At 43.5% G+C, this 16678-nt stretch carries 17 protein-coding genes; 5 read left to right on the forward strand and 12 right to left on the reverse strand.

Annotated features, from left to right (window positions below; genetic code table 11):
- Window positions 1–124: 124 nt before the first annotated feature.
- The 3 genes from J7I42_RS20890 (at window position 125) to J7I42_RS20900 (ending at window position 1940) form a co-directional block, all read left to right on the forward strand.
- Window positions 125–844, forward strand: coding sequence for a DUF4397 domain-containing protein (locus tag J7I42_RS20890; protein ID WP_209140811.1), 720 nt, complete (start codon window positions 125–127; stop codon window positions 842–844).
- Between the two features lie 351 nt (window positions 845–1195).
- Window positions 1196–1426 carry a hypothetical protein gene (locus J7I42_RS20895; protein WP_209140812.1) on the forward strand — a complete coding sequence of 77 codons (231 nt, stop codon included), beginning with the start codon at window positions 1196–1198 and terminating at the stop codon, window positions 1424–1426.
- A 307-nt stretch (window positions 1427–1733) separates the two neighbouring features.
- Window positions 1734–1940, forward strand: coding sequence for a hypothetical protein (locus J7I42_RS20900; RefSeq protein ID WP_209140813.1), 207 nt, complete (start codon window positions 1734–1736; stop codon window positions 1938–1940).
- Between the two features lie 7 nt (window positions 1941–1947).
- Here J7I42_RS20900 and J7I42_RS20905 read toward each other — a convergent pair whose 3' ends face one another.
- From J7I42_RS20905 to J7I42_RS20925, 5 genes are all read right to left on the reverse strand, one after another.
- The gene (locus J7I42_RS20905; protein ID WP_209140814.1) at window positions 1948–2877 is read right to left on the reverse strand and encodes a CPBP family intramembrane glutamic endopeptidase; all 930 of its coding nucleotides are present in this window, start codon (window positions 2875–2877) and stop codon (window positions 1948–1950) included.
- 143 nt (window positions 2878–3020) lie between these two features.
- Entirely contained in the window at window positions 3021–3965 is a 945-nt protein-coding gene (gene plsX / locus J7I42_RS20910) for a phosphate acyltransferase PlsX (protein ID WP_209140815.1), read from the reverse strand.
- A 63-nt stretch (window positions 3966–4028) separates the two neighbouring features.
- Window positions 4029–4211: a 50S ribosomal protein L32 gene (rpmF, locus tag J7I42_RS20915; protein ID WP_081148025.1), complete on the reverse strand. Its 183-nt coding sequence runs from the start codon at window positions 4209–4211 to the stop codon at window positions 4029–4031.
- A 31-nt stretch (window positions 4212–4242) separates the two neighbouring features.
- Window positions 4243–4791, reverse strand: a complete 549-nt coding sequence (locus J7I42_RS20920) for a YceD family protein (RefSeq protein ID WP_209140816.1) — start codon at window positions 4789–4791, stop codon at window positions 4243–4245.
- A gap of 260 nt (window positions 4792–5051) precedes the next feature.
- Entirely contained in the window at window positions 5052–5819 is a 768-nt protein-coding gene (locus J7I42_RS20925; protein WP_209140817.1) for a sugar transferase, read from the reverse strand.
- A gap of 67 nt (window positions 5820–5886) precedes the next feature.
- On the opposite strand from J7I42_RS20925, the gene J7I42_RS20930 reads away from it, so the two are divergent.
- Window positions 5887–6807: a hypothetical protein gene (locus tag J7I42_RS20930; protein ID WP_209140818.1), complete on the forward strand. Its 921-nt coding sequence runs from the start codon at window positions 5887–5889 to the stop codon at window positions 6805–6807.
- Between the two features lie 20 nt (window positions 6808–6827).
- Here the strand turns inward: J7I42_RS20930 and J7I42_RS20935 are convergent, their stop codons facing one another.
- The 6 genes from J7I42_RS20935 to J7I42_RS20960 all read right to left on the reverse strand — a co-directional run bounded on the left by J7I42_RS20935 (window position 6828) and on the right by J7I42_RS20960 (window position 13916).
- A complete protein-coding gene (locus J7I42_RS20935; RefSeq protein WP_209140819.1) occupies window positions 6828–8240 on the reverse strand; it encodes a B12-binding domain-containing radical SAM protein in 1413 nt (470 codons plus the stop codon).
- Entirely contained in the window at window positions 8237–9046 is an 810-nt protein-coding gene (locus J7I42_RS20940) for a class I SAM-dependent methyltransferase (protein ID WP_209140820.1), read from the reverse strand. The genes J7I42_RS20935 and J7I42_RS20940 overlap by 4 nt, the downstream gene beginning before the upstream one ends.
- Window positions 9039–10502 carry a B12-binding domain-containing radical SAM protein gene (locus J7I42_RS20945; protein WP_209140821.1) on the reverse strand — a complete coding sequence of 488 codons (1464 nt, stop codon included), beginning with the start codon at window positions 10500–10502 and terminating at the stop codon, window positions 9039–9041. The genes J7I42_RS20940 and J7I42_RS20945 overlap by 8 nt, the downstream gene beginning before the upstream one ends.
- A 149-nt stretch (window positions 10503–10651) precedes the next feature.
- A complete protein-coding gene (locus J7I42_RS20950; RefSeq protein WP_209140822.1) occupies window positions 10652–11311 on the reverse strand; it encodes a methyltransferase in 660 nt (219 codons plus the stop codon).
- A 71-nt stretch (window positions 11312–11382) separates the two neighbouring features.
- Window positions 11383–12882, reverse strand: a complete 1500-nt coding sequence (locus J7I42_RS20955) for a B12-binding domain-containing radical SAM protein (RefSeq protein WP_209140823.1) — start codon at window positions 12880–12882, stop codon at window positions 11383–11385.
- A 50-nt stretch (window positions 12883–12932) separates the two neighbouring features.
- Window positions 12933–13916 carry a glycosyltransferase family 2 protein gene (locus J7I42_RS20960; protein WP_209140824.1) on the reverse strand — a complete coding sequence of 328 codons (984 nt, stop codon included), beginning with the start codon at window positions 13914–13916 and terminating at the stop codon, window positions 12933–12935.
- Between J7I42_RS20960 and J7I42_RS20965 the strand changes: the two genes are divergently transcribed.
- Entirely contained in the window at window positions 13915–15465 is a 1551-nt protein-coding gene (locus J7I42_RS20965; RefSeq protein ID WP_209140825.1) for a glycosyltransferase family 87 protein, read from the forward strand. The genes J7I42_RS20960 and J7I42_RS20965 overlap by 2 nt on opposite strands.
- Here J7I42_RS20965 and J7I42_RS20970 read toward each other — a convergent pair.
- A complete protein-coding gene (locus J7I42_RS20970; protein WP_209140826.1) occupies window positions 15455–16633 on the reverse strand; it encodes a glycosyltransferase family 9 protein in 1179 nt (392 codons plus the stop codon). The two genes, J7I42_RS20965 and J7I42_RS20970, sit on opposite strands and share 11 nt — an antisense overlap.
- Window positions 16634–16678 lie beyond the last annotated feature (45 nt).

Consider the following 16678-nt stretch of genomic DNA (forward strand, 5'->3'; position numbering starts at 1 on the left):
GAAAATCGTTATACCGGCTAAACTTATTGGTAAATTTGTGGTCTGATGCGATAAATAGCTACTAATCACACTAAAAATTATAAAATCTACGACAATCAAAATTTGTTAACTTAAAATGAAAACTGTGCAAGTAAGAAAAAATGCTTTTTTGATGTTGGGAATACTGGCTTTTGTAGCTGTGGCAATGAGTGGTTGTTTAAAAGAAGCCAAGACCTCCGCACCCACCCCAAAAACTTATATTTCGCTGATGCATCTGGCTCCCTGGGGCCCGCCAGTTGAAGTGTATTTCGATAATACAAAGGCCTCCTCTGCCATTAATGCCGGAACAGTAGCCAGTTCATATTCTGCGCTTGACCCGGGCATTTTTGCGATCAGTTTCAAAAAAGGCGGAGGCGATAGCTTAGTGGCCTCTATACCAGCCGCTTTGTACGACTCATCTAAATATTTTACGCTGTTGCTTTATAATTACGATTCAACACATGTAGCGGCTACACGAATTACTGATGATTATTCACAGCTTACCAGTGACAGATCGTTCTTCCGGTTTTTTCATATGGCCCCGGAAATTGGTGATGTGGACGTTTATTTTGATAACACAATGGTATCAAGCACTCGCAGTTTTGCCGATAATGTATCTGTAGATTATTATAATCAGTTTACTGGTGTAACACCCAGTAATTATACGGTGAGTGTAAAAAAGTCAGGCACTGATTCCGTGATTGCACAATCAACCAGTACGTTCCCGCTTACACAATTCAATGCATTTACCATTTATTTGAGAGGTAAAAAAAGTGGCACCGGTATCAATGCGATCGGTATAGATTACTTGCAATCGGTTGATTAATTCGACGTACGAACAACATTGTTTATAAAGATTTTTTGCATTACGCCTGATGATCTTTCAGTTATCATCAGGCGTAATTTTTTTTCTATTTTACCAATGTAAATTATTTGGATAGCATAAGAAAAAGATTTAATTTTTAGATAACTTTCTGAACCTCATCATTACGACCTTAAATCAAGAATTTTACTACAGAAATGTTAAGTCTCACCCGTTTTGCTTAGAGGAATCTGTGCTCAATGAACCTTTTGGTTATTACAATGTTTGATTGGTAGCAGTTTACTTCAAGGCCTAAAGAAGCCATACATATTTTTATAGGGGACCACAATCTGATAACACTTTAAAGTTGAACGTATGAAGAAATCATCGGCAACAATTTATTCTCCTGCAATGGAGTTGCCAGTTATTACAAGAAGGATCACACGCCGTGCCAGCAGGATCAAGATCAGCACATCAACAACGGTTGAAAGGCTGTCGAACGTAGTTCCACCACCAACCGAAGAAATGATTGAGCAATTAAATCAATTAGCGAAGCAATATCCATTTTGCGTTTATTACAAACAGAGAGAACACGATCCATTATGATTTTGGGGAATATTTTCTTTGAGTGTAATAAGTATATTACCCTAGTATTCTATTTTTCTAAAAGGAAAGGGCGATTTTTTTTGTTAAAATCTTTCTCTTTAGCTGAATTTGATCTATCTTTGAATAGATCGAATTAATTGTTATATATCATTCTTCTTTCATTTTCCGCTAGCCATTTGAATAAATAAGTAACGAGTCTCACTTTTTCTTGCCTAATGAATTAGCTGTTCTGATTTTTATTAAGTAGCGCACGTATCCAGTGGAAGCCTGTCTAATTACATTTTTTCACTACCTGTAAATTTTGTGCATGAAAAAGAACACATTCAACTTGGTTTCAACTACGAGCAAAACTACCATCCACACTTTTGAGAACGCTAAAAAAGCAGAAAAGCTGTTGTTAAACAACGCACTGCCTACTCCTCCCAGTGAAGAAACAGTGGCCCGCCTTAACGCTATAGCCCGGGAATATCCATTTTGCGCTTACATAAAACAGACCAACCTGTATTTACTGTAATAGTAATTCACCCTCCTTTATATACATGCCCCAGGTAACCTGCCAGTTCCATGAGCCAGGCAATACCCAGGTGTACTATTAATCCTCCCCAGATGCTACGCGTATTATATACTACGGCACCGAGGATGATGCCTCCAAAATAAGAGGTAATGCATTCAAACAGGGGCTTTCCAAAATGAATGGAACAGTAGAATGCCGCCACCGGTAATATGGCATGTTTACCGGCAAAACGGGCAAACGCAAGCACTAAAAATCCGCGAAAGAAAAACTCTATCGTCAAAAAGTCGATCCCATAGGAAAGTTCATACAAGCCTTTCCAGAGAAAGCCAGGCTGCACGTATTGGTCTATTATGTCAATGCGCTGCACTTTGGGATACGTATGCAGAAAATCGTTTTGCGTGGCTGCAAAAGCGATCAGGGGCACCATGCCCAGTAATAAAAGTAAATAAGGCTTTACTCTGAAGCCCTGGGCCTGAACACCGGCTATGGGGTTATCAAAACGGCCCAATCGCCACAAGGCGGTTACCCCCATAACTACTACCAGTAGTTTCAGGGGCCAGTCGAGTACCTTGTTCCAATATTGGTTCCAGGGGTAGGGGAAGTGTGCCGTCAGGGAGTTTGATACCTCGCCAAAGGTGATCTTGATGGCGAAAATGGCGGGTGCCGCCAGTAATAATACCAAAAAGAACGGGTCATAGGGAACAGTTGACCGGGCAATCAGGAACTGCAGCACCCAGGCGGCTGAAAAAATAAACCCAAACAGCATAAAGAACCCGGCAATGCGCAGGGGCCAGGAAGATAGCGCCACAATGGCGGGTTCTATGCTGAGGGTATAATTACAGGTAATAGCTATGCCTACAAGGAGGGTGGTGAGTAGAAAAACGGTGCGGTTGATGGATTGAAAATAATTCCGCAGGTAACCAATGATCTCATTCATGGAAGAAAGGCTTCAGGATGAAAGTTAGGAAATAATGGCACAAAGTTTAAGGTGCAGGCTGCATTATCTGTTTTTCCATTCAACCAAAAAAAATCCCCCCCTACGCTATGGTTGGGGGGGATAATATCGTAAATGGTGAAGGATTATTTCGATTCGAAACTGGCTTTCATTTTACCCATCAGATCGGTGGCTATCATTTTCTCTGCCAGGTGGATCATGGCAACAAACGCCTTGGCGTGAGAAATGCCATGACCAATGATCACAGGTTTGGCAATGCCTAATACCGGGGTCCCGCCATACAATTCAAAATTAAAGCGGTCGAGGTATTCGTGTTTTATCTCTTTCCGGTGGGTGATCTCATAAATGGATTCAGCCATTTTCAGGATCACATTTCCAGTAAATCCATCACAAACCACTACATCGGCTTTGTCGAGAAAAACATCGCGGCCTTCCACATTCCCAGTGAAATTGATCTGATCATTTTCTTTCAGCAGGGGGTAGGTGCCTTGCGCCAGCAGGTTGCCCTTGCCTTCTTCTTCACCAATATTCAACAATGCAACACGCGGATTATCGATGCCCAGAATGTGTTTCGCATACAGCGAACCCAATAGGGCAAACTGGTTCAGGTGCTCGGGTTTGCAGTCGGCATTAAGGCCAACATCGAGCAACAGACCTGTTTTTCCGTTGTCTTTGGGAATAATGGTAGAAATAGTTGGCCGCTGAACGCCTTCCATGGGTTTAATGCTATACATAGCACCCACCAGCATGGCTCCGGTATTACCGGCGCTGATAAAAGCGCCCGCTTTTCCTGTAGCCAGCAAGTGAAAGCCCACAGCGATCGACGATTGCTGCTTTTCTTTCAGCGCTTTGGTAGGAGATTCATTATACTCAATTACCTGAGGGGCATGAATTACCTTAACCTTATCGGCAGGTATTTGATGTTGCTGCAGTAATGGATTTATCTGCGCTTCATCGCCCACTAGAAACAACAGAGCCGGATTATCAGCTTCTGTCAGGTAATCGCGGATGCCCTTTACAGCTTCAAGTGGTGCAAAGTCTCCGCCCATCATGTCTAAACAGATAGTCATTTCCGGCAACGAGGCTTATTATGTTATAATAATAAAGTAGATCAAAAAAAGGGCTTAAATGCATTAAGCCTTTTCTACAACTACTTTTCCTTTATAATACAATTTGCCTTCACTCACGTGAGCGCGATGGCGTACATGCGTTTCACCTGTAGTGCTGTCTTTGCTTAAGGTCACTTTTTCAGCCTTATAGTGTGTTCTTCTTTTAGCACCCCGTTGTTGGGAATGTCTCCGTTTTGGATTAGGCATACACTCAAATTTATAACTTCAATTAAAATAATCAGTTGTCTTCCAGATCTTTAAACTTTTCCAATCCTTTCCACAAAGGATTGGCGGATGGTTGTTTCTGCTCTTCCAGCTTTTTGAGCATTTCCAACACTTCTTTATTACAGTGTGGCCCGCCCATTTCGTCATCTGCACACATCCGTTGCATAGGAATACTCAGGTTTATGAATTCATATATCCAGTCGGCTATGTGCAAATGGCTTTCGCCTTTTGAGATGTAATAAACATCGGGATCTTCCTCCTGTTCATTCATTACATCTGGTTCGTCCACCATTTTTACAACAATGTTGAACTCATCCCACAATTCCAGTGGCAGGTTATTGCCACATCGATCACACGTAACTTCCAATTTTCCACCCACTTCAAACCTCAACAGCATAAAGCCGTTTTGTTTTTCCAGCGTCAGCTTTACATGAGCCGTGCAATGGCGGAAGTCCTGCTCCTGGTACTCTACAAAGAACTTATCGTCGATGGTATATTCAAATTCATGATTGCCTGGTTTCAGTCCTACAAAAGCGATATCGTAATTCCGTCGGCTGTTCATGAACTACCCTTTTAAAGAGTTTGCAAAGGTAGGGATATTCAGGCAAACAGGTAAAGCTAAATGCAAAAAAATGACAAAAACATATAGTATATGTTCTATTTGCTACAGAAATCCCCTTGTTTTAGCACAAAATTAATATAAAAGGATGAAAGTTACTCAGTTACCGGGGCCGGTTATTACCAGTTGCTGGTTTCGGGAAGTGTATTCAGGTGGTTGGTAATGAAATTATTAGGTTATTGAGTTATGGGGGCATTGAATTTCTAATAGCTTTTGGGACTTTCGGGGATCTGAACCTTTTCTCTTTTGCGGTGCTTGTTTTTAGGCTGAATGTTGGCCATAATTATAATTGGGGTCGGCTGTTTCTTTTTTCTGAGTCCTAAAACCGCCAGGCCGGTTTGCCAGGTAGTATTGGCAATTATTCTAATATCAAGCCAAAAGCTGGCATATTGTACATACCAGACATCCCATTCATACCTTTTATATATACACTCAAGGCTGATGACCTTTCCATGATAGCCTTTTACCTGGGCAAGGCCGGTTATGCCTGGTTTTACCAGGTTACGGAATTTATACCGGGGAATAAGGGCGGCAAACTCATTGCAATCTGCATGCATATGGGGACGGGGACCAACAAGACTCATACTGCCGGCCAATACATTAAAAAACTGGGGCAACTCATCGAGATTCGATTGCCGCAGGAACAGCCCCAGTGGGGTAGTGGTTTCTTCTCCAATATCCACGCGTTTAGTGTGGGCTACAGGGTTATGTGCTAATGTGCGTAACTTGTAACAGGTAAAGGATCTCCCGCCACGACCGGTACGTTTTTGTAAAAAGAATACCGGGCCTTTTGAACTGAGTTTTATTAATAATGCCAGTAACGGCAATACCCAACTTAGTACAGTTAGTATAATTGCCGTTGCAAACAATACATCCAGTATCCGTTTGCAGAAGAAATAGCCTCTTTTGCTATCTATATACTTTCGTAGAACGGTCTTTTTCAACAAAGGCAACCTTTTTTCACAAATCATAGTATTCTTATTACAGTATACGGCTTTTAAATTAATTCAGTTGCCTTTATTAACAATACTCTGTTGCATGCCTGTACAATACGAGCAAAGTATCATAAAAGTATTAGCTTATTTTGATATTTTTAATTATCCGCTTACACTGGAAGAAACGTATCATTTCCTCGATCAACCCGTGGCCATGGATGATGTGCTGCTGACCTTGCAACAACTGGTTGATGATAACCGCGTTTTTCGAATGGGTATTTTTTATTCCCTGCAGCAAGACCCGGCTTTGCGCACCAGAAGAATAAACGGCAATCAGCAGGCAGGTGCGTTATTGGCCACAGGGTATAAAGTGGGTGGTTTTTTATATCAGTTCCCCTTTGTACGGGGTATTGGTATTTCGGGATCTTTATCAAAAAACTTTGCTGACCAAAATACCGACATAGATTATTTTATTATTACACACACCAACCGCCTTTGGATTGCCCGAACATTGATGCACCTGTTTAAGAAACTGACCTTTATTACGGGACATCAGCATTTGTATTGCATGAATTATTATATCGATGAAGCCGCACTACGTATTGACGAGCAGAATATATTTACGGCAACCGAACTGATCACCTTGTTACCGGTTAGCGGCAATGGCACTATAGACCGGTTTTATGATCAGAACAATTGGGCCGGTAATTATTTCCCTAATCAACCGGTAAAAAAAGAATCAAGATCACTAGGCAGATCAGGCTGGCTCAAAAAGACGGTGGAATGGTTGCTCGATAATAAAGCAGGGAACAGATTGGATAACTGGTTGATGCGTATTACAACCCGTCGTTGGGCAAAAAAAGAACAATTGCAGAAAACCAACGCTCATGGAATTCGCATGGGGTTACATATCGGGAAACATTTCTCGAAACCTAATCCTGAGTTTTTCCAACGAAAAGTGCTTGATTCCCTTGAGGAGAAATTGAATTGCCAACAGGTTATTGAGTTTAAACACACGAACTAACAAACTCAATGACTAATAAACTATTTCACACCTACTGCTTTTCGTTCTTCCACCCACATATGACCTTTTGCCAAAGTTGAGCGCAGTTTCAGCATCGGCAGCCTGAATAAATTGGCTACCGGTTTTTTTAATGCCTTGTGATAGTTCACTTCGTAATTGATCATTTGAATGGCGTAGTCATAATACTTTCTGTTGTACGTTCTGGTAAAATCAATATCGCGGTCGGTACTGCTTTCCCAGGGTAAACTGGTCACAAAGCGATCTTCCACTTCTGCATATAATGGTGTGCCTTTTATGGGGTAGGCTATGGTAATGGTAAACAGATCGGGGTCGGCGTTTTTTAAATGCCGTACCGTAGCATAAATATCTTCTTTTGTTTCGCCTGGATAACCTACCATGATGAAAGTGCCTGCCTGTAAGCCATGCTTGCGGGCAAGTTGGATCATTTGTTGGACCTGTTCCACTTCAACGCGGCGGTCCATCAGATCGATGATCTTTTGCGAACCGCTTTCTGCACCTATCCATACCCGAAAACAACCACTCTTTTTTAAATTGATGATCACTTCTTCATTCATTCTGTCGGCCCGGGTAATGCATTCAAAAGGCATTGCCAGGTTACGGCTGGTGATCTCCTGAGTGAACTGTTCCAGCCATTGATGGCTTACTGTAAATACATCATCCACAAACCAGAGACTGTCGACATTATAATTGGCTTTTATGTAGGCAATTTCATCTGCTACTTTTGATGGACTTCTGCGGCGGTAGCTTTGTCCATACACGGCGCGGCTGCACCATTTACAGCTATAAGGGCAACCCCGCATGGTGCTTATAGAAACAGTGCTGGTGCCATGGCGTCCTTTCCACGCATCGAAATACAACGACAGGTTTACTTTACGCCGGTTTGGCATCGGCAACACATCGAGGTTCTTTACTTTGGTACGTTCTTTATTTGTTTGTAAACCATTTTGGGGGTCAAGGAAGGAGATGCCTTCAATATCGGTAAGTGTACCGGTAAAAGTTCCTTCCAGATATTGGACCAGCTCAAGCATGGTTTGTTCCCCTTCACCCGATGCTATAAAATCAGCGCCATGTTCCAGGAACTTAATAGCGTGGTTTCTTACTTCAGGGCCGCCCAGCACAATTTTAGTATGTTGTAATGCGGGCTGACTTTTTATATAAGTAATGATGCGCAATACATTCAGTTTCGTCATCAGGTTGGTGTAAATACCAACCACATGTGGGCGTTGTTGCAATAATTGCGCGCATAATAGATCGAAGGAGGCGAAGGTGCTGTCAAATACCTCATTGTCATAGCCATGTTGTTCCAGGTAGGCAGAAATATACAGGATGCCCAGGGGGACGTAGGGCCGCATAATGGCTTGTTCCTTGGGATCTTCTTCTATAAAATATCCGTGTGTTAACAGGATCCTCATTTGGCTTCTTTTTTAAATAACAGAAATACGTGATCGGCCAGGCTGGTAACCAGGGATGAGCTACCTAACTGCTCTTCCCATTGTACCAGCGAGTGAAACAGGCGTGGGTGATGTTGCATGTATGCCTCCAGCCACGAGGGTGGGATACATACACCTATCGGTTTTTTTTCAATCAGTTGCAATGGCGCCAGCAACCGTTTAAATGCTTTTACAGAATAATAATAAACCGGTTGTTGTACGCCTGGTGATAGTTGCACCATTACTTCTTTATTCGTCCACCTTCTGAATGCCTGGCGGGGTTGGCCTTTCAACAGATGATAAAAGCTGTCCCACAAACAATATTTACCAAACAATACAACGGCCAGGTAACCACCAGGGCGTATCAATGATTGGATCTGTGTAGACAATTCTTTCATAGCTGAAGGTGACACACAATTCAAACCGGCAAAATTGGATACTATAGCATCGAATTGCTGATTTTGAAAGGTGGAATGCAATGCATCGAACGCACAGTGTTGAAATGCGGTTTGACCGGCTGTGTTTGTTATGGCTGTTTTTTGTTGAGCATGGTCGACCATTGCGGGTGATCCATCAGTAGCGATCACCGAATGTCCCTGGTTGGCCATCCAGAATGCATCGGCGCCAGTACCACAATTGATCTCGAGTAGCTGCATACCTGTTTTACCTGCCAGCAGCGGTTGCAACCATTTATGACTGACACGGCGTTGTGCCTGGCCAATCAGGCTATCTGTAAACACCACATCATAGGTGCCTGCCAGTACATTAAAGTTGGTTGCTTTATTCATGGGCATACCGGTTTAATTGCATCCGTTCTACCAGCAGCGATGGAAAATGCAAACAGGCGGATACAATCTTTTTAAAATCAGTACGGGAAACAGCAAATGGGTTCTTTACTGCATTGCGTAAGGCTACCCAGCCTTGTTGCTTTCGAAAAACAAGGTGTACATAGCGATGCAGTTTTTTATAGTATCGGGGCGGATAGGTATTGTGGAACATCAGCAACAGCTCATCTGAATCGGTCCAGTTGGCTTTTTGGGTGAGCTCGGCTTTTACGCGTTCATGAAACAACGTGCCGGGCAATGGATATGAGACCGAGATGCCCATTTCATAGGGCAACAGGTCCTTGATCATGCGGATGGTTTTGGCAATGTCTTCACGCGTTTCACCGGGATAGCCAAATTGAATAAAGAAAGAAGGATTGAGGCCATTCTTTTTGAGCAAAGTAGTGGCCTGGTAAATTTGTTCAACCGTGGTCCCTTTGTCCATGGCATCGAGTATCTTTTGCGAACCACTTTCCGCACCCATCCAGATGTTGTGACAACCGGCTCGAGCCAGGTCTTTTATGGTGTTCTCCTGTAATAACAGATCGGCCCTGGCCTGGATCTTAAAACGGAATTGCAATTGTTCCTGCTCCACCAAATTGGCAAAGGCATGTACCCAACCGGGTTTCAACCCAAAGATGTCGTCGCAGAACCAGATGTGATCAAATGCGAAAGTCGACTGCAGCATTTTTAATTCTTCCACTACTTTTTCCGGCGAACGCGCATTATAACGATTGCCATAAATGGGCTTGGCACACCAGTTACATTTAAACGGACAGCCTCTGGTGGTGGCAATATTCAGGGAAAAATAACCGGAGCTTTTTAGCCACATCGACCGGTATGGGGTAATATCAACCAGGTCCCAGGCAGGCTGGGGCAGTGCATCGAGGTCTTTCATCACCATGCGTTTTGGTGTTTTAAGCACCTCCTTATCCTGCATAAATGCCAGTCCGGCTATGTGGTTAACATTGCTTTCATTTTGATTGATGGCTTGAACCAATTCCAGCAAGGTCATTTCTGCTTCTCCAATGATCACAAAATCGGCACCCGCAGCAAGGTATTGTTCAAAATGGTCGGTACTGTCTGAGCTGGATACGATCACTGTGCAACCTTTTGCTTTGGCCAGTTTCATCATGTCGAATGCCGCTTCACGCATATTGGTCAAACACATCTTGGTCAGGTAGTTGAACCCATCGTCATACAACACAAAGAAATTCGGCAACTGTTGCTCTATAGCGGGTTGAATGTCTTGCGCTGTATGCGCAAACATGGTATCGAATAAGGAGACGGCATAACCGTTTTCACGCATCAGGGCTGCGGCATACAAGGTAGCCAGCGGGGGATAAGGTTGCCCCGTTGCCCATTGTTTTGGGTCGAACCTTAAGAAATAGCTATGCGTAAAGAGAATATTTTTGTTCATGATAGTCTTTCGTTGTTGCCCGTGAATCGTGAAAGGATTTCCGTTTTTTCGGACTTCTGCTATTTTCCTCCTACATGGCGCCCCGCCTCAGCGGGGTGCCATTATATAGATGAACCAGACCTTACAGGTTACCTTGTCAACTCACCTTGTCAATTTTCAACTTTAAATATATAGCTCACTTCTAACCAATTTGCTTTTGTAAACACACAATTCATTTTAAATCCATTACCAGCTGCCATACGCTTAATCATGTCAACATCACATCCATCGCTCAATACCATTAATACAGTTGTCTGTGCATGTGTATACTGTTTCAACCCACTGAACAATTGTTGAAAATATTCACCTTCCTCGCCACAATACCAGGCATATTCAGCCGGGGTTTGTGGTTGTTTTTTATAATAAGGCGGATTGATGGCAATAAGATCAAACGACTGTTGGGGAATGTCCGTGAACAGATCGGATTTGATAATGGTCAGTGGAATGCGATTGCTGCGCGCATTCATTTCCAGTGAATGAATAGCTACCGGGTTGATGTCAGTGGCTGTAACCTGGGCGCTCTGCCGGGCTGCATACATGGCGATCAATCCGCTGCCTGCTCCCAGTTCCAGCAAAGATTTATTCTTTAAAGGAAGCGAAGCGATGTATCGTAACAATAACCGGGTGCTAAAGAAAAATCCCGGATGAAAAACAGCGGGTGGTATCACCAGTCGTATACCCTTATACGTATACAGGCGGGTTGCCGACAGGTATTTTACCAGCAGGGGTTTGTATAAACGGGTTGTTAACTGTTTAATGGCTCGTCTCACTTATAATACATTTAAAACTGGTGGCTTTCGACTACGCTCAATCCACTCGTTCTTTGATTTTTCGACTCCGCTCAGAATCCCTCAATCTCCGGCTGTCTGTACTTCCATAACAGCTGCAACACTTTCAACTCGTATGGTTTCCTGTATAAGCCGCTTTTATATCTAACAGCCGACAGGCTGCGCATAATGCCGCGTTTGAAGGCCGACAACCGGATGTCTGACACAGTAGGGTAGTAGCCATTCAACACGATTTCAAAATCCTTTATCTTATCAACCATCTCAGGCGTTAACCAGGGCGTTAATGGGTTCTTACGTAGATCAAAATTCTCCCAGTGCGGACTGATCCAGTCTTCCAGTTTCTCCGGAAAATGAAAACCACTTTCCAATACTTTCTTGTACAGTTCAGATCCTTCAGTTGGAACGGGGCTATACAGGTAAATAATGATCTCGGTTTTTGGATTGATGCTTTTGATCTCTTTGATGAAAGCGATGTCCTGGTCAATTTGTTTCATTACCTGTTCTGGCGTATCAGCGGGTGTACCCAATACAAAAGAGTATTCAGGAATAATATCGAATTTGGCCATCCGCCCGGCGAAGGCCCTTATCTGCGCGCTGCTTTGCGTGCCTCCTTTATCCATCTTTTTCAGGATCTCATCATTGCCGGTTTCCGCGCCAAAGAAGATCATCTTACAACCCGATTCCCGCATGATCTCCAGCGATCTGTCAGCGTATTTATCGATGGTGTCAATTCTGCCCTCGCCCCACCAGATCATGTTTTCGGGTTGAATGAGTTGGGCAAACTCTACGGTACGTTTTTCCGAAACAAAGAAGTTATTGTCGTGGAACTCGATCGCGTTACCACCGTATTTATCTTTCAGGTATTTAATATCTTGATAGATCAGTTGGGCGCTTTTACCCCGCCAGCGCGCATTGTAAATGGGCACCACAGCACAGAAGGAACACTTGAAGGGGCAGCCCATGCTGCTGTGATAGGCGATGGTGCGGGTGCCCAGATACGTTTTACCTAAGTAACGTTTTAACGGATAAAAACTGTTCAGGGTTTCATAAGGTAAAGATGGCAGGGCATCCTGATCGTACAATTCATCCTTACCGGTTTTGATTATGCCCTGTTCGCCCATATATACAAGGTTAGGAATGCTGGTATAGTTATCGTCATTTTCCAATGCCTTCAATAATGCGGGGAAGCTTTTTTCACCCGGACCGTTTACTATAAAATCAACAAAACCGGAGTACAGGACTACCTTGGGCTGATTAGATGGAAAATAACCGCCCCAGATGATCCAGACTTCAGGAAATTGTTCCCGGATCTGTTTTGAAATAGGAATGGATTGTTTCAATTGTGGGCCGGGCATACAGGTGCAGCCAAAATATTTGAACTGACCGGTAGCCAGGTAGCTGTATATTTTGGCCCAGGGATCCGTTTCCAGATTGCCATCAACAATGGCATACTCAAACAATCCTTCAATAGCGGCAGCTACAGAAAGAATGGAGTTGGGGATCCTGGGTTTGGTTCTGGAACTTCTTGGGTTGAATAGTAATACTTTATTCATTTGTAACCGGACTTTCGGGTCATTGAGAATCTTACGAATAATTGGCCGGTTTAGTTGCCTGCGGGGGAAAGTTGATCAGGCCGGTAGGTTTTCAATAACAGCCAGTAGCAGATGGGCTGTAAGAGATTGTATTTTAACGATTGCCTGTAGTTATGATGGGCGGCGTTCCCGTTCCCTGCCTGTTTAAATAAATGGCCTATTTGACGGTAAGCATGGCTTTTGGCTTTGTTGAGGTATTTTTTTGATACCATGTTATTGTTGTACAGGTATTCAAAGGTGTTCATGAATCCTTCCAGATTTTCAACGGGTGTCTGAATACTATCATTGGAACCGTGGATCAAACGCCATAATAGCGGCTCATATATAATGCCGGCATCAAAGTAAAAGGCCAGTAAAATATTAAAATGAAATTCAGCGCCATAGGGCATGGTTTCATCGAACAGACCGGTTATGTCTAAACAGGAGCGACGCATCAGGATTGTCGGGTTGTATACTACAAAGCGGTTTTCTTTCATCCGATTAAAGATGTTGGCATATTCAATGCCCTGCTGAACAGCGTAGGTGCGAGTTGAAATGATCTGGCCAGTTCTATAGTTGGTGGCATCGGTGATAGAAAACCCAATATTGGGATGCTGTGCTAATAATTCAACCTGTTTTTCCAGTTTAGTGTTCACCCAGGTGTCATCTGAATCATTGAAAGCGATCAATGTGCCTGTTGACCGGCGGATAGCAAAATTTTTTGAGATGGCGTTACGGCCAGAATGCGGCAGTTTATAATATTGAATGCGGGGATCGGGAATGGCGCGTACAATGTCCTCGGTATTATCGGTAGAGCCATCGTCGACAATGATCAGCTCCAAATCCTTATAGGTTTGGTTCAACACGCTGTAAATGCTTTCCTGAATAAGGTGCTCCCGGTTGTATGTTGGGATTATTACGCTTACCATGTTGATAATTACGGAGGAAATTGTTATTAAGTTGCCTCCCACAAACAACCTCTTTTCTCCCTTCACCGTATTGATATCCAATCTCATGAAACGATACCGTCCATATTATCCATTGTTGTTGCTGGCAATCTTGCTGAGCTATTTTATTTTCAGGGCCACCAGCGCCCCATTTTCCGATTATGCCGGTTATTATTTTGGCAGTAAAGCCCTGTTGCAGGGAAATTATGAAACAGCATATGATGCCTGGTCGCTGAACGCATTGATAGCCCGGAAAGGATATACCGGTGTTTTTGTATCGTACGCGCCTTTTCCGCCCTTTACGTCAATTGTATTGGCGCCATTCCTGATATTCCCGGTGGCTGTTTCCAAAATATTATTCAACCTGTTTTCTACGGTGCTGTTTGTATGGGTGTTGGCGCGGGCAAGTAAGTATTTTTCGTTGCCGCCCCTGATCCTTTGGGTAATGCCGGTGATCTTTTTTATTCCCTTACGTAATAACATCTTTTTTGGGCAGGCGTACCTGTTATTATTTTCCTTGTTGCTGGAGGGGTTCATGGCTTATAAAAAAGGGAAACCGGTGGTAGCCGCCTTGTTATGGGGAGTGGCCATCATTTTTAAATTGTTCCCACTGGTGATCCTGTTCTTTCTGCTGGTAAAAAAACAATATAAACTGGTAGCCTATTGTGCGGCAGCCTGTTTGTTATTGGGGTTGACATCGGTGTTGTTAAATGGATTTGCCGCCTGGCAGTATTATGTGTTCACTATTTTCCCGCGCGCCAATAACGGCGATCTGAACGATAGTTATACCTATATTTTTCAGTCGGCCTTTATGTTATTGAAGAACCTGTTTGTATACGATGCTGTGCAAAATTCACAGGTGTTCTTTAATAGCACCCCGGTATTTGTGATCACTATGGTATTGTTCAAAGCGCTGCTGTTGGCTTGTTGTGTTGGCATTACCCTGCATAAAAAAGCTTCTTATCTGCTGGCCTTTGCCAGTTGGATAGCTGCCAGCCTGTTGTTGTCGCCCAATGGCAGCAGCTATTCTTTGGTGCTGCTGCTGCTGCCATTGATCGCACTGGCTAACAGCAAACAGTTCTATCTGTTTACTGCCATGACGTTGTTATTGTTGATCTGTTTTATTCCTGTTTCTGCTTTGGCGGCAAAACCCTTGCTACTGCAGTTCCCACGTTTGTATGGGATGTTGTTGTTGTTTGGGGTGTTAATAGTGGTGGGAGGGATGCAGTTCCCCATAAAGCTTTTTAGTGCTTTTGTGGCTTTACTGTTGCTGGCAGACGCGGGTAAGTTATTTCCGCATCGGGATAAGAGTAATTATCTGTTTGGGGAAGAATTACCATTTGTGTATGAATATGCAGTAAAAGAAAACCAACTGGTGTACTATTACTGGGATGATAGGGGAAGTCATACGGCCAGTACTGGTTATACTATACATGATTATTCTGCTAATGAGGTTCAGATAAAAAACAACCAGGTGTATTTTAAAGGAAAACAACTTACTTCAACCCCCGACCGAAAAAAGCAGGCATTACTGGTGAATGGAAAGGAGATCATTTATTTATCTGATAAGGACCGCGGTTTTGGTTTTTATACCTTGCGGGCCATCACTAACCCGTAACAGCCTCCAATGCGGCTACGCGGTCTTTATCTACCTGTAAATGTTGCAGCAAACCGTTTATCTTTTCAGTAATGCTGCTGGCTGTAATGTCTTTCATACAGAAGTTATTACCGCCGCAAGGCAAAGGCTCATGGTGATGCACACACGGCGAACACGCCACTTTATTATACAGGAACAAATGTCTGTTTTTCTCACCAGGCGGGATGTTTAAATAATTCGCGGGGTTGGTAGGCCCCCATATAGAGATCGTAGGCAAACCCAGTTTACGGGCAATATGTAATGGACCGCTATCGATGGTGACCATACAAACGCCTTTATCAGCAATAAAGTGATAGTACGCTTCTAAATCAAGCACGCCGGCAATATTATTTAGTTTTCCTTTTTGTTTATAAGCTGGCAGGTACCCATCGATGAATTGGTCAATGGCGGCTTTGTCGTTTTGGGTGCCTGAAAAGGCAATGCGGAAGTGGGTGTGGGTCAAGATCCAATTACAAATAGCGGCCAGGGTTTCATCAGGTAGTTTACGCACCGGGGCCAGGCTGCTACAGGTATTGTTGAGGATTATATAAGGCTTATCCCATTCGTTTGCACGCACGGGACTTGTTTCAAAGTTGGGTTGTATGGGTGCCTGGGTGATCACCTGCGCCAGGTGGCAATAATTATCTTCCAGACAGGCTGTTTGGTTGAATGGGATGTTATGGGTATTGAGAAATTTTCGAAAGTATACCGGTTGTAAATGGAAGCCAAACCGGTTTCGCGCCATGGTCAATAAAGAATAAACCGTGGTTAGTTTTGAGTATACTTCCAGATCGGCCACCCATAGATCTTGCAATTGCCACGACCGTATTATGTATTTCAGGGAAGTACTGATGGTGATTGACAGACTGCTAGTATCGATCTTCCAGATCTCATCGAAAACATGAAAGGGTTCAATACCACTGGCAATATTGGAATCTGTCAATAAAATAAAACGGGTAGTTGGAAATTTTTTCCGCATGGCCTTTATAGCATCGGAGGCTACCACCAGACTGCCCAGTCCCAGTAATTTTATAAACAGCAGGTGTTGGGGTGGATGTTGCAGGGAATGATCCCTGCGCATGGCAATGCCCAGCAGCCGGGTAACAGGCAGCAATATACCTATAAGGCAGTATCCAAGGTACTTGTCCAATTTTCGGTTGGCAGGTAATTGCACAATAAGGAATTGTTTGGGTTG

Origin of the sequence: Niastella soli, from assembly GCF_017742245.1 — a bacterium.
GTDB lineage: Bacteria > Bacteroidota > Bacteroidia > Chitinophagales > Chitinophagaceae > Niastella > Niastella soli.

What these genes read in the sequence shown, in the direction of transcription:
- J7I42_RS20895 (WP_209140812.1), top strand. Translation starts at nt 1,196, where the DNA reads ATGAAGAAATCATCGGCAACAATTTATTCTCCTGCAATGGAGTTGCCA.
- J7I42_RS20900 (WP_209140813.1), top strand. Translation starts at nt 1,734, where the DNA reads ATGAAAAAGAACACATTCAACTTGGTTTCAACTACGAGCAAAACTACC.
- J7I42_RS20905 (WP_209140814.1), bottom strand. Translation starts at nt 2,877, where the DNA reads ATGAATGAGATCATTGGTTACCTGCGGAATTATTTTCAATCCATCAAC.
- plsX (WP_209140815.1), bottom strand. Translation starts at nt 3,965, where the DNA reads ATGACTATCTGTTTAGACATGATGGGCGGAGACTTTGCACCACTTGAA.
- rpmF (WP_081148025.1), bottom strand. Translation starts at nt 4,211, where the DNA reads ATGCCTAATCCAAAACGGAGACATTCCCAACAACGGGGTGCTAAAAGA.
- J7I42_RS20920 (WP_209140816.1), bottom strand. Translation starts at nt 4,791, where the DNA reads ATGAACAGCCGACGGAATTACGATATCGCTTTTGTAGGACTGAAACCA.
- J7I42_RS20925 (WP_209140817.1), bottom strand. Translation starts at nt 5,819, where the DNA reads ATGATTTGTGAAAAAAGGTTGCCTTTGTTGAAAAAGACCGTTCTACGA.
- J7I42_RS20930 (WP_209140818.1), top strand. Translation starts at nt 5,887, where the DNA reads ATGCCTGTACAATACGAGCAAAGTATCATAAAAGTATTAGCTTATTTT.
- J7I42_RS20935 (WP_209140819.1), bottom strand. Translation starts at nt 8,240, where the DNA reads ATGAGGATCCTGTTAACACACGGATATTTTATAGAAGAAGATCCCAAG.
- J7I42_RS20940 (WP_209140820.1), bottom strand. Translation starts at nt 9,046, where the DNA reads ATGAATAAAGCAACCAACTTTAATGTACTGGCAGGCACCTATGATGTG.
- J7I42_RS20945 (WP_209140821.1), bottom strand. Translation starts at nt 10,502, where the DNA reads ATGAACAAAAATATTCTCTTTACGCATAGCTATTTCTTAAGGTTCGAC.
- J7I42_RS20955 (WP_209140823.1), bottom strand. Translation starts at nt 12,882, where the DNA reads ATGAATAAAGTATTACTATTCAACCCAAGAAGTTCCAGAACCAAACCC.
- J7I42_RS20965 (WP_209140825.1), top strand. Translation starts at nt 13,915, where the DNA reads ATGAAACGATACCGTCCATATTATCCATTGTTGTTGCTGGCAATCTTG.
- J7I42_RS20960 (WP_209140824.1), bottom strand. Translation starts at nt 13,916, where the DNA reads ATGAGATTGGATATCAATACGGTGAAGGGAGAAAAGAGGTTGTTTGTG.